Annotated in this window: 11 protein-coding genes; 2 read left to right on the plus strand and 9 right to left on the minus strand. The window is 64.3% G+C overall.

Annotated elements, in window-relative coordinates; all coding sequences use genetic code 11:
* Positions 1-327: 327 nt before the first annotated feature.
* Both ACUN9Y_RS01055 and ACUN9Y_RS01060 read right to left on the minus strand, forming a co-directional pair.
* Complete coding sequence (locus tag ACUN9Y_RS01055) at positions 328-1,401, minus strand: GlxA family transcriptional regulator (protein WP_445458823.1); 1,074 nt, start codon at positions 1,399-1,401, stop codon at positions 328-330.
* Positions 1,402-1,505: 104 nt separating this feature from the next.
* The gene (locus ACUN9Y_RS01060) at positions 1,506-2,612 is read right to left on the minus strand and encodes an FAD-binding oxidoreductase (protein WP_445458824.1); all 1,107 of its coding nucleotides are present in this window, start codon (positions 2,610-2,612) and stop codon (positions 1,506-1,508) included.
* A 391-nt stretch (positions 2,613-3,003) separates the two neighbouring features.
* Between ACUN9Y_RS01060 and ACUN9Y_RS01065 the strand changes: the two genes are divergently transcribed.
* Positions 3,004-4,287 carry an aromatic ring-hydroxylating oxygenase subunit alpha gene (locus ACUN9Y_RS01065; RefSeq protein ID WP_445458825.1) on the plus strand — a complete coding sequence of 428 codons (1,284 nt, stop codon included), beginning with the start codon at positions 3,004-3,006 and terminating at the stop codon, positions 4,285-4,287.
* A gap of 89 nt (positions 4,288-4,376) precedes the next feature.
* Here the strand turns inward: ACUN9Y_RS01065 and ACUN9Y_RS01070 are convergent, their stop codons facing one another.
* From ACUN9Y_RS01070 to fdhA, 7 genes are all read right to left on the minus strand, one after another.
* Positions 4,377-7,778: a putative bifunctional diguanylate cyclase/phosphodiesterase gene (locus tag ACUN9Y_RS01070; RefSeq protein WP_445458826.1), complete on the minus strand. Its 3,402-nt coding sequence runs from the start codon at positions 7,776-7,778 to the stop codon at positions 4,377-4,379.
* A gap of 612 nt (positions 7,779-8,390) precedes the next feature.
* Positions 8,391-9,752 (minus strand): GntP family permease, encoded by a 1,362-nt coding sequence (locus tag ACUN9Y_RS01075; protein WP_445458827.1) that lies wholly within the window; start codon positions 9,750-9,752, stop codon positions 8,391-8,393.
* Positions 9,753-9,919: 167 nt separating this feature from the next.
* Positions 9,920-11,068, minus strand: coding sequence for a sugar diacid recognition domain-containing protein (locus tag ACUN9Y_RS01080; RefSeq protein ID WP_445458828.1), 1,149 nt, complete (start codon positions 11,066-11,068; stop codon positions 9,920-9,922).
* A 444-nt stretch (positions 11,069-11,512) separates the two neighbouring features.
* Entirely contained in the window at positions 11,513-11,761 is a 249-nt protein-coding gene (locus tag ACUN9Y_RS01085) for a hypothetical protein (protein ID WP_445458829.1), read from the minus strand.
* Between the two features lie 166 nt (positions 11,762-11,927).
* Positions 11,928-14,957: a formate dehydrogenase subunit alpha gene (gene fdhF, locus ACUN9Y_RS01090; RefSeq protein WP_445458830.1), complete on the minus strand. Its 3,030-nt coding sequence runs from the start codon at positions 14,955-14,957 to the stop codon at positions 11,928-11,930.
* Positions 14,954-16,726 carry an NADH-ubiquinone oxidoreductase-F iron-sulfur binding region domain-containing protein gene (locus ACUN9Y_RS01095; RefSeq protein ID WP_445458831.1) on the minus strand — a complete coding sequence of 591 codons (1,773 nt, stop codon included), beginning with the start codon at positions 16,724-16,726 and terminating at the stop codon, positions 14,954-14,956. Before ACUN9Y_RS01095 ends, fdhF begins: the two co-directional genes overlap by 4 nt.
* Before the next feature lie 204 nt (positions 16,727-16,930).
* Positions 16,931-18,124, minus strand: coding sequence for a formaldehyde dehydrogenase, glutathione-independent (fdhA, locus tag ACUN9Y_RS01100; RefSeq protein WP_445458832.1), 1,194 nt, complete (start codon positions 18,122-18,124; stop codon positions 16,931-16,933).
* Between the two features lie 397 nt (positions 18,125-18,521).
* Here fdhA and ACUN9Y_RS01105 point away from each other — a divergent pair, with 397 nt between their 5' ends.
* Positions 18,522-20,093, plus strand: coding sequence for a BCCT family transporter (locus tag ACUN9Y_RS01105; protein WP_445458833.1), 1,572 nt, complete (start codon positions 18,522-18,524; stop codon positions 20,091-20,093).
* The last annotated feature ends 20 nt before the right edge of the window (positions 20,094-20,113 follow it).

Raw genomic sequence — 20,113 nt, forward strand, 5'->3', positions numbered from 1 at the left:
GCGCCATCTTTGTTGGACAACCGAAGCGGTCATCAGCAACCCATTGAAATCGAAGTGAATGACCAAGGACACAGGAACGCTCGTGCGCCAGCCTGCGACGACATCAGCCCTGAAAGGCGTCAGCCCGCGAAGACTACGACCCGGCCAACCGTTGGCGCCGCTGTACGATTGACGCCTCCGTCGCCGGCCACGCTGAGCAAGGCAGCGCGAAACAGCAGCCCAAGGCGGACCGCCAAACGCCCAGGAAGCGAGGCGAGAAGGAAGCGAGGCGAGCAAGAAGGCGCTGGCCGTTGCGACGACGATGCCCGCACCCTGGGCAACGCCGCATCAGGGCGCGCCGATCGCCTCGATATGCAGAAAGAACGGATCGACCAGCTGGTCGCGGGTGGCCTCGGGATCGCGGCGCACCTGGGAAGGACTGCGCCCGAAGCAGGCGCGGAAGTGGCGGGAGAAGTGGGCGGTATCGGCGAATCCACACTGCTCGCCGATCTCGGTGACGCTGCGCTCGGTGTAGTGCAACAGCCAGAGTCCGTAGCGCAGTCGCAGATCCCGGGCGAACTTCTGCGGCCCCACCCCAAGTGCGGCCTGAAACTTGCGTTCGAGCCCACGCCGCGAGGCCCCGACCCGGGCGGCCAGGTCATCCACCGAAATAGCCTCGCCAAGATGCTGCTCGAGCACGCCGATCGCCTTGCGCACCAAGCGATCCTCCACCCGCTCGAACACCACCGGCTGAGGCTGGGCCTGGTCTCCTCGCCGCCGCTCGTCGATCAGCATGATATGCAGGCTCTTGCGCGCCCAGGCCCGCCCCAGGTGGCGTTCGACGAGATAGGCGGCCAGGTCCGCAGTGGCGGCGCCTCCGGCGCAGGTTAGGCGATCACCATCGTCGACAAACAGGCGATCGGCCACCGGCTGCATGGCGGGAAAGCGCCGGGCCAGATCGCCATGGTGATACCAACTGATGCAGCAGCGGCGTCCGTCCATGAGCCCCGCCTGGATCAGCGAGAAGACCCCGGTGCAGACACCCACCAGGGGCACGCCGAGCCCGGCGGCCCGGCGCAGGTAGTCGATAGCCGCCAGGTCCGCGGCCCCGGGCTCGTGGAGCACACCGCCGATCACCACCAGGTAGTCGAACTCGACAGGGTCGCGAAAGGTCTCACAGGGCGTGATGGCGGCACCGCAGCTCGACACGGCATCGACGCCTTGATCGGTCATAAAGCGCCAACGACAGCGCAGTTGGCGACTACGATCCCCCTCGTCGGCGGCGAGCCTCAGACAGTCGACGAAGGCGGCAAAGGGCAACAGGGTAAAGCGAGGCAGCAGTACGAAGCCGACCGACAACGCCGTCGCCGGGTCTGGAGTCTGTCCGTGAGGGGGAGCAAGGCGTCTTGGTCGAGTGGGCATGGCGACTTCGCAACGGTGATCGTCTGGCACCAGACTATCGGAACCATCGCCGCGCGTCCTCGTCTTCCCGGCCCTGCCGCCAGGACCGGGAGCCGCCACCCGGGTCAGAAATCCACCACCACATCACCCACCGGCCGGCTGCAACAGGACAAGATATAGCCCTCCTCGATGTCTTCCTCGGTGATGCCTCCGTTGTGTTCCATATCGACCCGCCCCGAGGTCAGGGGGACACGGCAGGTCCCGCAGATTCCCATGCCACAGGCCTTGGGGATATGCAGTCCCAGTTTGGCCGCGGCGGCGTGCACGGTTTCACCGGGCTGGATACGCACGCTTTTGCCGGTGGAGGTGAACTCCACGCTGTGCATGTCCGCGGCGACCAGCTCGTCGGCCGCCGCTTCGGCCTGCTCCACCAGGTCCTCGACATCCTCACGCACTTCGCGAGGCGTCGCACCAAAGGACTCTTCATGATAGCGATCCATGTCGAAGCCACGGCGATCCAGGAGGCGCTTGACGGCATCCATGTAGGGCGTCGGCCCACAGCAGAATATCTCACGCTCGAGAAAGTCCGGCACCATCAGCTCAAGCATCGGTTCGGAGAGAAATCCGCGAAACCCGGCCCAGGCCTGATTCAGCTCGTGATCCCGCTCGCAGACGATATGCAGCCGGAATTCGGGAATGCGCGAGAAGATATGTTCGAGTTCCCGATGAAAGATGATGTCCCGAGGCGTGCGGGCACTGTGGATAAACTCCAGGTCCACGCTGGCATTGGTATCGAAGAACCAGCGAGTCATCGACATCAGCGGCGTGATGCCCACGCCACCGGAGAGCATCAGCACCTTGTCGGCGGGAAAGTCGATGGCATTGAAGTTGCCCACCGGACCATGAACCGCCAGCTCATGACCGACATCGAGATTGTCATGCAGCCAATTGGACACCTTGCCACCGGGGACGCGCTTGACCGAGATGGAAAAGCTGTACGGGACAGAAGGCGAGCTCGAGATGGTGTAGGAGCGCAGAACCTGTTCGCCCTGAACCTCGAGCTCCAGAGTCACGAATTGTCCAGGCTTGAAAAAGAACAGCACCGGCTGTTCGGCCATGAAACAGAAGGTACGAACATCCCAGGTTTCCTGAATCACCTTGACGCAACGCACCAGATGACGGCCGTTGGTCCAGGTCTGTGTGGTCACCGGATTAAGAAAGTTCAAGGACATGGTGGCGGTGCTCGTCGGCTGATCGGCAAAAGACCCCGGTGCAGTGGAGCCATCTTGCACGCATTCTGCCCAGGCTAACGGGACCACCACTTTTCTGATCGCGACATCAGCATGCCCGAATTCCCCGCTTCGGGGCATCGTTGGCGAATCGGCGTCGTAACGGCGCCATCGGATGTCGCCGACGGAATGCTCCTCGACAGCACCATCGCTCACACTCCGGCCCATAACCTCGGCAATGCGATGTCCCACGCGGTGACGGGATCACGACGTTGCCTGGCCCCACGTGCTCGCCTCGACGAGCACGTGCCTGACGAGGCGCCGAGATGTCTCGGCGATTTCCCGACACCGCCACGGCCGTGAACGGCCAGGCCCCGATGCAAGGATGTGAGCCATGGATGTCATTTCAGCTGCCGATCTGGACGACCCGCTGGGCGAGGCCCGCGCCGCGACCCTTGACATGCTGTCCCGCCACCCGCGAGGGCTTTCGCTGCCGCAGCCCTTTTACAACGATGACCGCCTGTTTCGCCTCGACATGCAAGGCATCTTCGAACGCGAGTGGGTCTTCGTCGGCATGAGCTGTGAGGTCCCCGCCAAGGGCAATTTCATGACCCTCACCATCGGCGACAATCCACTGGTGATCGTGCGTGGCGATGGCGGCATCCTCCACGCCTTTCACAATGTCTGTCGTCACCGCGGTTCGCGCCTGTGTGCGACAGAGCGTGGCAAGGTGGCCAAGCTGGTCTGCCCCTACCATCAGTGGACCTACGAGCTCGATGGACGGCTGCTGTTCGCCGGCAGTGACATGGGCCAGGACTTCGACCTGAAAGCCCACGGCCTCAAGTCCGTGGCGCTGACCGAGGCCGGTGGTTTCCTGTTCGTTTGCCTGGCCGAGCAGCCCCCCTCCTGCGACGAACTCAAGGCAAGCTTCGCGCATTACCTGGCTCCCTACGACATGGAAAACCTCAAGGTGGCGGTCAGCTCCACCATCGAGGAATCTGCCAACTGGAAGCTCGTCATCGAGAACAATCGCGAGTGCTACCACTGCAACGGCGCCCACCCGGAGCTGCTCAACTCGCTGCAGGAGTTCGACGACACCGACGACCCTCGTGCCACACCGGCCTACCGCGAACTGGTCGCCCGCAAGCAGGCCGACTGGGAGGCAATGAATGTTCCCTGGCAGTTGACCCGACTAGGAAAGCGCAACCGGCTGACCCGAACGCCGCTGCTCGATGGTACCGTCTCCATGACGATGGATGGCAAACCCGCCTGCCAGAAGCTGATGGGGCGCCTGACCAGCGCCGACATGGGGTCACTGCGCATTCTGCACCTGCCCAACTCCTGGAATCACTTCATGGGGGATCATGCGGTGGTATTCCGAGTGCTGCCGTTAGGCCCCCAGCGCACCGTCGTCACCACCAAGTGGCTGGTGCACAAGGACGCCGTGGAAGGCGTCGACTACCATCCCGAGCAGATGCGTAGAGTATGGGACGCCACCAATGAGCAGGACCGTCGCCTGGCCGAGGAGAATCAGCGCGGCATCAACTCGCTGGCCTATGAACCGGGTCCCTACTCCATGACCTACGAGTTCGGCGTTATCGACTTCATCGACTGGTACCGCGAAACGCTGGCGGCAAGCCTCGGCGCCAGCCCGTCGCTGCGCCTGGCTCAGGGCTAGCAGCCAACGCTGCCCCTGCTTGCCACGACCACGACGAACCAATGGCGAGACCGCCCTCGCCTTCGCCCAATACGGACAACAGGCCCGCGTCACCCGCGGGCCATTCTTGCCTGGTGGAGATAGCGCCAGTAGTCGCCGAACGGCATCGGTCCAGCGAAGAAGAACCCCTGGAATGCGTCGCACCCAAGTTGCCGCAGGTAGTCGTATTGAGCCTGGGTCTCCACGCCCTCGGCCAGCACGACAAGATCGAGCTCCCGCGCCAAAGCCACTACGCTTCGACAGACCGCCGCATCGCGATCGCTCGAGGTCACATCCTCGACGAAGGCCCGATCGATCTTGATCTTCTGCACCGGCAGCGCCTTGAGATAATCGAGATTCGAAAACCCCGTCCCAAAGTCATCGATCGCGGTGGACACCCCCAGCCGGGCCAGCGCATTCAGGGTCGCCACGGCGCCAGACGTATCGCTCAGCAGAACCCCTTCGGTGAGCTCCAGCTCCAGCCAGCGCGGCGATAGCCGCACCTCTTGCAACGTCATCATCAGCGATGACACGAAGTCGGTGCGATGAAACTGCATGGGTGACAGGTTGACCGCGACCCTGCCCGGCATCAGCCCCTGCTTCGCCAATCGCCGCGTGTCGTGGCAGGCACGCCACAGCACCCAGCGGCCCAGCTCCACGATCTGGCCGGTCTGTTCGGCAAGCGGAATGAAGTCCGCCGGCGAGACCCAGCCAAGCTCCGGATGCTGCCAGCGCAACAGTGCTTCCGCGCCATTGACGCTGCCATCACGGCCCACGAGCGGCTGGTAGAAGAGCTCCAGGCGCTGCTGGTCCAACGCCACCTGCAGTGCATTGCGCAGGGTGACACGGCGATGTACCTGGCCATCCAGATCTTCGGTAAAGCAGTGGTAGGTGTTGCGTCCTCGCTGCTTGGCCTGATACATCGCAAGGTCCGCCCGTTGAATCAGACGCTCGGGATCCTCGACGGCGCTGCCCTTCAACAGAGCGATACCGATGCTGGCGGTCACATGCAGCTGACGACCATCGATCCAATGGGGCGCTACCAGGGCACTGAGCATTCGCTGAGCCACGACCTTGGCCTTCTCTTCGCCGCCGATGTCGACCAGCAACAGGACGAACTCGTCGCCACCCATTCGCGCCAGGGTATCGGATGCCCGAAGCCCCACCGACAAGCGCCGTGTCACGCTGACCAACAGACGATCGCCGACCTCGTGGCCGAGGGTATCATTGATCGGCTTGAACTCGTCCAGGTCGATGAAGAGCACCGCCAGGCTACCACCGCGCCGCTTGGCCAGGGCAAAATCGTGGGCGAGGCGGTCCGACAGCAGCAGTCGATTGGGCAGGCCGGTCAACGCATCATGGGTCGCCTGGTGGGCCAGTTGCTGCTCCTGGAGCTTGCGCTCGGTGATGTCGTCCATGATGCCAACGAAATGACTGACGGCTTGCCCATGCTTGTGCACCGGGGAAAGCACGATCTGGCACCAGAAACTCGACCCGTCCTTGCGCGTGGCGTTCACCGTCACCGCCCGGGCCTCGCCGCTGAGCAACGCCTCACACAGCCAGCGAGGCTCCTCGGCCACCGCCTGCTGAGCCGCGATCACCGACAGCGGCTGCCCGATCAGGTCATCTCGGTCGTGGCCGGTGATTCGGCAGAAGGCCTCATTGACGAACACGATGGGGCGATCATCGGGTGCCATGTGGACGATCACCACGCCGTTGCTGCACTCCGCCAGGCTCCGTTCCATGAGCGTCAACTGAGACTGGGCAAACTCCCGAGAGGTGACGTCGCGGAAGATGGCAAACACCCCGGTCACCCTGTCATCGATGATGACCGGCTCCAGGATCACCTCAAAACACAGCAACGCCGCGCTACCAGCCCCTGAACGTATCGACAGCGAGCGAGTCTTCCCGGCCAGCGCCTCTTGAATGGCAAGGGCCAGTTCGTCGGAAACATCGGCACGCAGCAAGCACACGACCACACTGGTGTAATGACGCCCGAGAAACCCCCGACGCCGGCCCCCTAGCCGCGCCAGCATCGTGGCATTGATATCGACGACGATTCCCGACAGCGACAGCGTGAGGATGGCGGATGGACTGTGATCGAAGAGCGACCGATAACGCTGTTCTCTGACCGCCAGCGCCTGGGCATGGCGCTGGCGCAGGCCGGCAAGGGCGATCCAGATCATCAACTGGTAGCTGACGAACAGGCCCAGCCCGCCCAGAATCAGCGGCAGCAATCTCTCTGGCGTCCCGAACGCAGGGCTCATCGGCCGGGCCTTCAAGGTCAAGGCGGGACCATCGATGAGCTGAACCCGAAAGGCACGCGTCATGCTGCTGGCCATTCCATCGGACGCGCCGCTGCGGCCAAACGCGGCAACTTCCTGATCCGCGACCGACACCGTCAGCGCCATGCCGATGTCTAGTTGATCGACCAGGTGAGAGACCATCTCCACCAGGTCAATCAACATCGCCAGGCGGATCCCAGAGGCGTCATCCGACGGGAACACCACCAGTGCCAGAGCCGCATCATCAGGGCCAAGCAGATGCCAGTGAAGACCCGGGGCCATCTCCTGGCGAATCGACTGCAGAGACACTGCCGGTGGGAGCAGCGCTCGATGCTGACGGCGCTCATCGACATCCCTCACCCACCGTTGCCAGGTGATGCCGCCGTGATCGTCGACTCCGCCGAGCGCCACGACCCCTGGCATGCGGGCAAGGTCAAGACGCGCCGGCGCCGCCGTCGACCAGTCATCTCTCAAGCGGACTTGCCACTGGCTGATGCCGTCAGCGAGCTGGGACAGCAGCGCGTCAACGTCTCCCCGCTGGGCACGCTCGAACAGCAGGCTACTGGCCATCCAGGCGAACACGCTAAGCAGACAGCCGACGATGCCCACCGTTCGCGCCAACGACGGCACCTCGCGGAATGCTTCACTGCGCAGGCCCGCGACCAGTGACGTCGCCCCCCCGTAGACCACCAGCGCCGCGCCACCCACTGGCCGCATTTCCTGAGTGATCCGCCACACCGGGTCGCGCACGACGCCGGGCAGCAAGTGCGCGGATAACGACAATAGACCGGCCACCAGGCAAAGCCCGCCAAGCACCCGCCACTGACGACGGAAACGCCGACTTCCCACTTCTTCGGTCAAGCACCGGGCCGACAGCAACAGCAGGACGCTGGTGAGCATGGGCAGGATATCGTCGGTCGCCTCTTCGCCCCGCCAGGCGACTGTCCCGGCAGCCCCCAGGTGATAGAGCCCGAACAGCGCGACGGCGAGTGCCACCAGGCGACGAAGCCGAGGTCTATCATGCACGGTCAATACGATGCCAACCGTCACCAGCAATGCCGCGATGGCACCGGGGCGCGTCAAGGTCAACGCATCGGGGATGACGCGAGGAAAGCTGCCCTGAAGCAGCAGGGTGTTGAACGCCATCAGAGTGCCGCTGACCAGCAGTATCAGCAGCAGCGACGGCAAGGCCGCTCCGCACTGTTGCCTCGGTACCACCGGCGAGTATCGGCTTTTGCCTGTCCTCTCCGCGGAGCGAGGCTTAGCAAGGCGGCGCCACCCGACCACCAGGACGACCAGAGCCAGGATCAACGACAAGAGAAAAGCGTGGGCATCCAGCGTGGGTACCTGCTGACAGAGAAGGTGAGTCGGCGAGAACTTCTGACTTCCCTACTCATACTGGTCAGCCGGTAGTGCAAAGGCATCGCGACATTGCCTAAAAATCCGTAGGAAATTTGCCTTTACTGTGCCAATAAAGAAATTCTGATTCGGCGATTGCAGCGGCCGGCGTATCGGCTACGCTCCTGCGTGGCGGGACCGCCGCCAGCCGAAGGCATTGCCCCCGACCTGGAGCCCTTGCGGATGACGCGGCACGATTTCGACGAACAGGCTCCTGCGGAACGCGAGGAGAGAGGTAGAGAGGTAGAGAGGTAGAGAGGTAGAGAGGTAGAGAGGTAGAGAGGTAGAGAGGTAGAGAGGTAGAGAGGTAGAGAGAAAAAAAAGACCGCTGACGGCCCATCGCCGAATCGATGCCCTCGAGGCGAGAACCCGAGTACCGGGTTCCCGCCTCGACTCACGGGTTCAGAGCAGGAACAGCGACAGCAGATAGACGAACGCCATCCCCGTGACACCCTGGATCAGCGTGGCCAGCGTCTGGGCACGGTAGGCCAGACCAACACTCATGCGGCTGAACTGCGACACCACCCAGAAGAAGCTGTCATTGGCATGGGACACCGTCATGGCACCGGCACCGATCGCCATGACCGTCAACACCCGACCCATTTCGCTATCGAGGCCAAGATCACCCAGCAACGGTGCCACCAGGGCAGAGGTCGTCACCAGCGCCACGGTCGAAGACCCTTGCGCGGTTTTCAGCGCAGCCGACACGATGAAGGGCATGAAGATACCCACCCCAAGGGCCGACAGCGTGGTGCCGAGATACTCGCCCAAGGGTGTGGCCTTGAGTACGGCACCAAACGCACCGCCGGCACCGGTGATCAGCAGTATCGGCGCGGCGGCGACGATGCCGTCGCTGATGCGCTGGCTGAACTCTTCGATCTTGCTGTCGCTCTTGAGCAACAGCGTCGACAGCAACAGACCGATGACCAGAGCAGTCAGCGGCTGGCCGAGGAAGCTCAGTACGGTGAGCACGCTGCCTTCGCCGAAGGGTGCCGCAGGCAGCCGAGCGACCGAACCGATACAGATCAGCAGAATCGGGATGAAGATCGGCGCAAACGCCTGGGCCGGGCTCGGCAGCTTGCCGTAGCTTGCCTTGAGCGCCTGCCAGTCCTGGTGAAGGCCATCGTCTTCCAGCGCCGGGTTTTCGACGTCCGGCTCGACCTTGGCAAACCGGCTGGCCCAGAACATGCCCGCCGCCGCCGCCACCGCCGCGACCACGACGCCGACGCCGATGACCAGCCCAAGATTCGACTCGAGACCGAGATTGCCGGCGGCGGCAATCGGCCCGGGCGTCGGCGGGACGAAGGTATGGGTGGCATACAAGCCCGTGGCCAAGGCCACACTCATGGCGATGGGCGACGTGGAAAGCTTCTTGGCCAGCGACTCCTTGAGCGAATTGAGAATCACGAAGCCGGAATCACAGAACACCGGAATCGAGACGATGTAGCCGATGATCGACATGGTCAGCGTCGGGAAACGATCGCCGAGCTTGGCGATGATGACGTCGGCCATGGTAATGGCCGCACCGCTCTTCTCCAGAATGATGCCGATAATGGTGCCGAGAACTATCACCAGGCCGATGTAGCCGAGAATGCCGCCGAAGCCGGAGGTGATGGTGCCGACCACCGAGTCCAGCGGTAGCCCGTAGGCGAACGCGGCGATGAAGGCCGACGCCAGCAAGGCGAGGAAAGGGTGGACTTTGAACTTGCTGGTGGCGATCACGATAAACACGATCACCGCCAGCAGTATCAGGATAAGGCTCATGATGACTCCTGTTGGCGTTATAGGGTTAACCCGGAGCAACCCACGCGGACCGCTGGCGCGATGGTGTCGAAAATTGCTCGTCGCCGAGTATGACGACTCCCTGAACCACATGCTCTATGACAGCGCACAAATGCCCGCGCCCCACCAGGGTCGCTTTTTGTGCAGAGTCACAAGGCGGATCGAACCGATAGTTGAAGGCCCAGATACAACTCCACCAGACCGGTGAAGTGATGGGGCGAGATGCCGGCAATATCGTGGATCTTGTCCAGTCGATAGCGCAGGGTATTGCGGTGCACATGCAGCGCCTGGGCACACTGGGTCAGGTTTCCCTGATGCTCATAGAGCGCCTGCAGTGTCTTCAACAGGCGCCCGGATGGATCTTGATCGCGCAGCGTATCGATGGACTTGCGCAGCTGCCCGCCCTGCCAGCTATCCTCCAGTGGCGTCAGCAAGACCGGCAAGCGTAATTCCTCGAACAGATACTTGTGACGATCGGGAAACTGCAGCTTGCCGGTCGCAAGCACCTGCTGGGCGCTCTGAAAGGACAGGTGCATATGGCCTGCACCGCTAAAGAACTGCCCGAGTGCGACCTTGACCTGGTCGATGCCCTTGTCGGCCAGCCGGTTCATCAGGGCATCGATACGCAACCCCTCTCGTTCACCGCTCCAGGCCTGATGCTGAGAACAGCACGGCTTCAGCACCACGATCTGGTTGGTGGAGACCATAGCCACCAGATTGTCGCGGCTCGGAAATTCGAGCAATTCGATGACATCCTGCATATCCGTGAGGTTGAGCATCGGGTTCTGCTTGCCCAGCTCAATCAGCACGGCGACCCGCGGCTCCTCGAGACTCACGCCGAGCCTTCCGGCCCAGCCGCCGAGCTGATCCTCGCTCAGTTCATGATTGATCCAGGCGAGAATAAAACCTTCCTTATGGCGCTTGTTCCACTGCAGGCGATCCATCAACGAGGCTTGCTCAACGACCATTTCAGAGGTCATCTTGACCAGGGCGGCGGCCTGGCGAACCTCGTCGGGATCGCCGGTGACGCCGATCACCCCCACCGTCTGGTTATGACATTTGAGCAGCAGATTGATGCCGGCCTTCACCCCACGCAGTGCCGAGTCACTGTCCTGGGTAATCTCAACTTCGGTTTGGCGCTTCAAGGCCAGCACCGCGCCATCATGCAAACGCCCCAGGCGCTGGCGATCGCCACTGGCGATGATCACCCCCTGGATATCCATCACATTGATGTTGGCGTCGAGAATGCCCTGGGTCTTGTCAACGATCTGCTGGGCCAGTTCGGCGTCCAGAATCATGCGTATTTCCTTTCAGTCACCCCAGCTGACGGAGAATGGAACCAGGCGAAAGACCGGCCGTCTAGCCCGCTGCGCCATCGCCCGCGTACGCCGCCGAGTCGGCCCCGGCGGTGATCCACGAGTCGCGCCACCCGGCGGCAAGGCAATGCGCTGCCTTGAACACAGTGTCTTTCATGCCTCATTGCTGGAAGCGACACAATATATCGTTAGGGATAGCCCCTGTCGCCAGGCCTGGCGAACACCGGAGCAAGACCGGAACCACGGGAAACGGGGGGCGAAAAGCGAAAGCGGGCAAGAACAGCTAGGGTCGAAACGGCATAGTTTACCGAGCGCAGCGCGAAGCCGCCACGCGGTCGACGTTGCTACGAGGCCGAGACACCTGAGGAGCGGCCCGGCGGCGACTCGCTGGCCGGCCACTCGCCGGCCAGCGAGCGAACAGCGAGACTAGCGACGCAGCGCCGAGAGCGCGCTTAAATGATCCTGGATGGCGCGATGTACGGACGGCAGCAGAATATCGCTCTTGGCCAACAACTCGACCACCAAGCCATCGAGCCCCGGCACGCCCACCTCGCGATCCTTGAGCCGCGCCATGCGGGCACAGGTATCCGGGCCGGCATCCGCCGGGAGACGCACCCCCAGGGCCAGCAGGCGATCACGAAAATCGTCACCGTCGATCAATTCGACAATCATCATGGCGTTGCCCTCCAGCCACCTTGCAGGTTGAACTTCCCAGCATAAACCACCCGCGGCGTGGGGCGCTCACCCACCCTGCCCCCGTTTCCCCGGGTCACAAGCACCGGGACGCAAGCACCGGGACGCAAGCACCGAGCGGGCAGCGAGTCCCGAGTGAGGTACGGCACTAGCCGCTAGGCGCCTCTGCCGGCGCAAGCCGGCAGGCCGCGTACTTGAACTCCGGGATCTTGCCATAGGGGTCGAGCGCCGGATTGGTCAGCAGGTTCACCGCCGCCTCGACGTAGCAGAACGGCACGAACACCATGCCGTCCGGCATGCCCTCGTCGACCCGGGCCACCAGGGTGATCGACCCTCGACGGGTAGTGATGCTAAGCCGTTCGCCGGGAGCCATGCCCAGGCGCTTGAGCTCCCCGGGCGACAGGCTCGCCACCGCCTCGGGCTCGAGCGCGTCCAGCACCCTGGCGCGTCGGGTCATGGAGCCGGTGTGCCAGTGTTCCAGCTGGCGCCCGGTGGACAGCACCGTCGGGTAGTCACCATCGATGGGCTCATCGGGCGCCAGCGGCAGCGCCGGGGAAAACGTCGCCTTGCCGCTGGCGGTGGGAAAGGCGTCGGCGAACACCACGTCATCGCCCGGTGCATCCTTCGCCGAACACGGATAGGTGACGGCGCCTTCCCGTTCCAGGCGTGCCCAGTCGATGTTGGCAAGTGAGGCCATGCCTTGCTGCATCTCGGCGAAGACGTCCCTTGGGTGGTCGTAGTCCCAGTCCAGACCCAGTCGACGGGCCAGTTGCTGGATGATCCACCAGTCTGCCCGGGTGTCGCCGGGCAGCGGCACGGCCTGACGGCCGAGCTGCACGGTACGATTGGTATTGGTCACGCTGCCGTCTTTTTCCGGCCAGCTCGAGGCCGGCAGGATGACGTCGGCAAACTGGGCCGTCTCGGTGACGAACAAATCCTGCACCACCAGGTGCTCAAGGCTCGCCAGGGCGCCTCGGGCATGATCGAGATCCGGGTCGGACATGGCCGGGTTCTCACCCAGGATATACATCCCGCGGATCTGGCCCGCATGGATAGCCTCCATGATCTCCACCACCGTCAGGCCCGGCGTGGGGTCGAGCTCAGCGCCCCACAGCTCCTCGAAGGCCGAGCGCACCTGGGCGTCGGACACCGGCTGATAGTCGGGCAGAAACATCGGAATCAGCCCCGCGTCGGACGCTCCCTGGACGTTGTTCTGACCACGCAGCGGATGCAGGCCAGTGCCGGGACGACCGGTGTGGCCACAGGCAAGGGCCAGGGAGATCAGGCAGCGAGCATTGTCGGTGCCGTGGGTGTGCTGGGAAATTCCCATGCCCCAGAAGATCATCGCGCGCTCGGCCTGGGCGTACTCCCGAGCCGCACAGCGAATCTCGTCCGCGGGTACGCCACAGGCATCGGCCATGGCCTCCGGGGTCTGCCCACGAACCTGGGCCTTCAAGCGCTCGAAGCCCTCGGTGTGCGCGCCAATGTAGTCACGGTCGTAGAGCCCTTCCTCGACGATGACATTGAGCATGGCATTGAACAGCGAGACATCCGCTCCCGGCGTGAACCGCAGCACGCGATGGGCATGCGCGCCCATGGCCTGGCCGCGGGGGTCGATGATGATAAAGCGAGTCCCACGCTTGGCAGCCTGCTTGAAGAAGGTCGCCGCCACTGGGTGGTTCACCGCCGGGTTGCAGCCGGTGAGGATCACCACATCGGCCTCGAGCGCTTGCAGGAAGGATGCCGTCACCGCGCCGGAGCCAATGCACTCCATCAGCGCGGCCACGGAGCTTGCATGGCACAGCCGCGTACAGTGATCGACGTGATTGGAGCCGAAGCCGATGCGCACGAGCTTCTGAAACAGCCAGGCCTCCTCATTGGAACACTTGGCGCTACCGAAGCCGGCCAGGGCATTAGGGCCATGCTCACGCTTGAGACGCTTGAGCCCATCGGCGGCGATATCCAGCGCTTCTTCCCAGCTGGCCTCGCGAAAGTGGCTCAGCGGCCTGGCCGGGTCGAAGTCGGGATCGAGCCCCTTGGGCACTCCCTCGCGGCGCACCAGGGGACGCATCAGCCGCGCGGGATGACGCGGATAGTCAAAGCCGAAACGGCCCTTGACACACAGACGGCCCTGGTTGGCCGGACCATCGCGTCCTTCGACGAAGGCAATCGCATCGTCCTTGACATGGTAGGTAAGCTGGCAGCCTACGCCGCAATAGGGACACACCGAGTCGACTCGCCGGTCGGCCACCTGGCTATCGCCGCATCCTGCCTCATCGACAAGGCTCGCCGGCATCAGCGCACCGGTGGGGCAGGCCTGAACGCACTCACCGCAAGCCACGCACGTGCTCGCGCCCATGGGATCGTCAAAATCGAACACTATCTTGCTCGCCACGCCGCGATGGGCCATGCCGATCACATCGTTGACCTGGACCTCGCGGCAGGCCCTGACGCACAAGGTGCAGTTGATGCAGGCATCGAGGTTGACGCGCATGGCGGTATGGCTGGCATCGTGCCCCGGTGCCACCGCCTCGAGACTCGCCGATGACGGGGCTGGCGTGGGCGTGGCGGTGGGTAAGCGCTCACCGGGGAGGTCATCATCGCCGGCCCTTGGCGGGGCAAGGCTCTCCTTCGACGGCCGCTGACCGTCGCTGCCGCCCTCCGGCAAACGCTCGACCGGGGCGTGGTGAACGCTGACGCCCCGGCGCCGCGGATAGCGGGCTCGAGCCCGCGTCGCATCGACGCCGAGAAGATCGGCCATGGCCCACAGGTGGCTCGCGCGGTCGGGACTCTGTTCACGGCTCGGCTGATCGGCCAGCAACAGCTCCATCACCCCTTCCCGGGCGACCCGTGCCCGTTCGGAGCTCGCGCTTTTCACCACCATATCGGGCCTGGCTTCGCGCAGGCAGCTCGCCGCCAGGACGCGTTCGCCATCGATCTCGACCATGCAGGCGCGGCAGTTGCCGTCGGAACGATAGCCCGCGGCATCCTTGAAGCACAGGTGCGGGATGGTCTCTCCGGCGCGCCTGGCCACTTGCCAGATCGTCTCGCCCCGGTAAGCACTCACTCGCTCGCCGTCCAGCGTGATATCGAACCGAGCGTGCCGGGGATCACCGCCGTCTTCACCGCGACCGTTGCCGGCCTGGCGGACGCCTGACGTTTCGCCTCGCGTGCTCATGAGCGGCCCTCCTCTGCACCTGGGCGCGCCGCCCTGGCGTCGGTAATAATCACGTTCTGGCGCGCCAGCTCATCGCGAAAGTCGCGCAAAAGTCCCTGCACCGGGTTGGGGGCCGCCTGGCCCAGGCCACAGATCGAAGCGTCCTGCATCAGCTGCGATAGCCGCTGGAGATCCTCGGCCACCCAGGTGTCCCCTTCGAGCAGCGACAGCATCTTCTCGCTGCCGACGCGACAGGGCGTGCACTGGCCACAGGACTCGTCGGCGAAGAACGCCATCAGGTTGGTGGCCAACCCACGCAGATCGTCGTGATCGGAGACCACGATGACCGCCGCCGAACCGATGAAGCAGCCCTCGGCCTGGAGGGTATCGAAGTCGAGGGGAATGTCGGCCTTGGCGGCTGGGAGAATACCGCCCGAGGCGCCCCCGGGCAGATAGGCCACCAAGCGGTGCCCTTCCTGCATGCCGCCACCGTACTCGTCGACGAGTTCCTTGAGGGTGATCCCCGCCGGCGCCAGGTAGACGCCCGGGCGGCGCACCCGGCCGGATAGCGAGAAGCTGCGCAAGCCGCTGCGACCGTGGCGCCCGTGACCGGCGAAGGACTCGGCGCCATCGCGCCACAGGGCCGGAATCCAGTACAACGTCTCGACGTTGTTGACCAGCGTCGGGCGACCGAAGAGGCCCTTCTGAGCAACAAAGGGAGGGCGATGGCGAGGCTTGCCGGGCTTGCCTTCCAGAGACTCGATCATGGCCGACTCTTCGCCGCAGATATAGGCCCCGGCGCCCCGGCGCAGCACCAGCTGGCCAGGCGCAGCGAGGCCTTCACGTTCCAGCTCATCGATGGCCTGGCGCAATACGCGGTGCAAGCCCGGATACTCATCGCGCAGATAGATGTAGACCGCCTCGGCATCCACCGCCCAGGCCCCGATCAGGGCGCCCTCAAGCATCTGATGGGGCGCGCGCTCCAGATAATAGCGGTCCTTGAAGGTGCCGGGCTCACCTTCATCGGCGTTCACCGCACACAGCCGCGGGCCCGGCTCTGCCGCCACCACCTGCCACTTCTTGAAGGTCGGAAAGCCCGCGCCACCGAGCCCGCGAAGCCCCGAGCGCTCGAGCAACGAAGTCAGCTCTTCGAGGCTGACCTGGCCGGCGCGACAGGCGCTCAGTAGCTGATAGCCGCCCTCGTGACGGTAGTCCGAAAGGCCCTGCCAGAGGATGGCTTCGGGGTGGGTCTGGTCGGTATCCACCAGCACCTCGACGGCCTCCGGCGTCGCATGGCCCAGATGATGATGCCCGACTTCGACCACCGGGGCCTGGTCACAGCGCCCCATGCACGGCGCCCGCAGTACGCGGACACGTGCGGCGTCCATCCCGGCCTCCAGTTCGGCTTTCAGCCGTTCGGCCCCGGCCATTTGACACGATAACGAGTCACACACCCGCAAGGTCAGCGCCGGCGGCAGCGGGTCGCCGTCATGGATAACGTCGAAATGAGCGTAGAAGGTAGCGGTTTCGTAGACCGCCGCCATCGGCAGTCCCATATAGGTCGCCAGCGCTCGCAAGCGCTCGAGGGTCAAGTGACCCGCGGCGTCTTGAAGGACGTGCAGATGCTCGATCAGCAGGTCACGCCGACGCAGCGTATCGTCGTCTCGCTCGTCGCCGAGCAGCCCCCTGACAGTGGCGAGGACCTCGGGATCAGGCTGGCGACCACGCAGGGTCGCGCGGGTGCGACGCGGCTTGGCGTCGGCGCTGGGTGTCACGGTCTGAACGGTCATCGAAGACTCTTCTATTGGCTATTCTTGTCGGTCACGGCTCTTGTCCATCGCTGCTGGTATCAGTCGCTGCGCCAGGTGCCGATGACGGATGCGGACGTCCGTGCAATCACTCATGCTGGCACCGCGACGCCGGCGCCGCAACGCGGCCGGGCCTCGATGCTGACATCGAGGCCCGATTCGGCATTGCCTTGACGCCCTGCCCGATCAGGCGGCAACACTACCGTGGGGATCGATGACAAACTTGCGCGCGGCGCCGCCGTCGAAGGCGGCATAGCCTTGCGGGGCCTCATCCAGCGAAATGACCTGAACGTTGACCGCCTTGGCCAACTGAACCTTGTCGAACAGGATCGCCTGCATCAGTTGGCGGTGATACTTCATCACCGGGCACTGCCCCGTGTGAAACGAGTGGGACTTGGCCCAGCCCAGGCCAAAGCGCATCGATAGATTGCCGTGTCGGGCGGCATCGCTTTCAGCGCCCGGGTCCTCGGTGACATAGAGCCCGGGAATACCAATCTGGCCACCCGCACGAGTGATGTCCATGCAGGCATTGAGCACCGTTGCCGGCTGCTCATGGCCGTGGTTGTGGCCGTGACAGCGCGCCTCGAAACCCACCGCATCGACCGCACAATCGACCTCGCGGTCACCGGTAATCGCCTCCAGCATGTCCGCCATCGGCGTGTCCTGCCGAAGGTCAACGGTCTCGCAGCCGAAGCTCGCCGCCTGCTCGAGCCGAGCATCGATCATGTCGCCGACGATGACGCAGGCGGCGCCGAGCAAGTGAGCCGAGGCCGCCGCCGCTAGCCCCACGGGCCCTGCGCCGCCGATATACACCGTGCTGCCCGGGCCGACCCCGGCGCTGACGCAGCCGTGAAACCCGGTCGGAAAGATGTCGGAGAGCAGCGTCAGGTCCTGGATCTTGGCCATGGCCGCGTCACGGTCGGGGAACTTCAGCAGATTGAAATCGGCGTAGGGAACCATGACGTATTCGGTCTGCCCACCCACCCAGCCGCCCATATCCACATAGCCGTAAGCGGCCCCGGGGCGCGATGGATTGACGTTGAGGCAGATCCCCGTCCGCCCTTCCTTGCAGTTGCGGCAGCGCCCACAGGCGATGTTGAACGGCACCGAGACGATATCGCCGACGGCGAGGAACTCGACATCACGGCCACACTCGATCACCTCGCCGGTGATTTCATGCCCCAGTACCAGCCCCTCGGGTGCCGTGGTGCGACCGCGCACCATGTGCTGGTCGCTGCCACAGATATTGGTGGTGATGACCTTGAGGATCACCCCGTGCTCGCACTTGCGCCGCCCGAGCGCGAGCTCGGGAAAGGCAATCGACTGGACCTCGACCTTGCCGGGGCCCATGTAGACCACACCGCGATTGGCATCGCTCATCGTGACCGTCTCCTTTGGCGTGCTGACCATTGGCATCCTGAGGACGCTCAATTGCTGGTCCTGTTGGTTAGGACGGGCGTCTCGGCGTGGGTCGCCGACCGAGAACGCCTTGCCGATCCGGTACCGAGAGCGCTCGCCCCCGGACGCCACGACCGCCCCACGAGCGTAGCGCGTCATCCCGGCCCCACTGTTCCGTGAGAGTCATCGGCATACCTATTCGAGACATCGACCGGGCGATACCGAAGCGAATGGGGGACGCAGGTAGCTGGAGGTCGCTCTGGTGACAGTGACCGCTGCTGGGTAGCCGAAGAATAAGCCGGCGCCGCCGCCATCGACGCGATGGCCGGCGCCTTCCTCCCATGACAACAGCCAACAACATCGCCACGAGGACCGTTCGATGACTCGACCCAAGGACCCGGTCATGACCCCGGGACAAGACAATACCCAGCGCTGGGGGCTGGACTTTCATTATCCTGTGTTTCCGCTCTCCGCCCTGGCGATACTCGCCTTCATTATCTATGCCCTGGTGTTTCCGGTGGCGGCCAGCGCCCAACTGGTGGGGGCTCGAGGTTGGGCCATCGAACACTTCGACTGGCTGTTCATGATCGCGGGCAACCTTTTCGTGGTGGTGTGTCTGATCCTGGTGGTATTGCCGCTGGGTCGCATTCGCCTCGGTGGACGCAGCGCCCGTCCGGAGCACTCGACGCTGTCCTGGTTCAGCATGCTGTTCGCCGCCGGCATGGGCATCGGCCTGATGTTCTGGAGCGTCGCGGAGCCCGTGGCCTACTACAGCGACTGGTACGGCACCCCGCTGAACGTTGCCGCCGAGACGCCAGAAGCGGCCCGAGCGGCCATCGGTGCCACCCTGTTTCATTGGGGGCTTCACCCTTGGGCGATCTACGCCGTGGTCGGCCTGTCGCTGGCGTTCTTCGCCTACAACCGTGGCCTACCACTGACGCTGCGCTCGGCTTTCACCCCCTTGTTCGGGGCTCGGGTACGGGGCTGGCCGGGGCATGTGATCGACATTCTCGCGGTGCTGGCGACCATCTTCGGTCTGGCGACTTCCCTCGGCCTCGGCGCCACCCAGGCCGCCTCGGGCCTTCACTACCTGTTCGATGTTCCCAACACCCTCGGCACCCAGCTCGCGATCATCATCGTGGTGACGCTGGTTGCCCTGTTCTCGGTCTGGCGAGGCATCGACGGCGGCGTCAAGCTGTTCTCGAACATCAACATGGTCCTGGCCCTGATCCTGCTGGTGTTCGTCATCGTGGCCGGCTCCCTGACCCTGTTCGCCGCCAACCTGGGCGAGGCGGCATTGGCCTATGCGTCCTACCTGCTACCGCTGTCGAACTGGATCGGTCGCGAGGATGCCACCTGGTACCACGGCTGGACGGTGTTCTACTGGGCCTGGTGGATCTCCTGGTCACCCTTCGTCGGCATGTTCATCGCGCGGATCTCGCGCGGGCGCACGGTGCGCGAATTCGTGATCGCGGTGCTGATGGTGCCGACCCTGGTCAGCCTGGTGTGGATGGCAGCCTTCGGCGGCAACGCGCTGAGCCAGGCCGAACTCGGCGTGGGGGCCCTGGCCGACGGCATCAGCGACGTCTCCCTGGCCATGTTCCAGATGCTCGAACAGTTGCCCTTCACCACCCTGACCTCGACCTGCGCCATCGTCCTGGTACTGGTGTTCTTCATCACCTCATCGGACTCGGGCTCGCTGGTGATCGACACCATCACCGCGGGCGGCAAGACCGATGCGCCCAAGACCCAGCGGGTATTCTGGGCGACGCTGGAGGGCATGATCGCGGCGATTCTGCTCTATGGCGGCGGTGATGCCGCGCTCTCGGCGATCCAGGCCGGCGCCGTGGCGGCGGGCCTGCCCTTCACCCTGGTGCTGCTGGTGATGGTGGTGTCCCTGCTCAAGGGCCTCGTCGAAGAAAGCCGCGCTCCTGGGCTCGCCAGCGCCTGATCGACGCCACGCCCGGTGGC

This window comes from Halomonas sp. V046 (assembly GCF_052645355.1).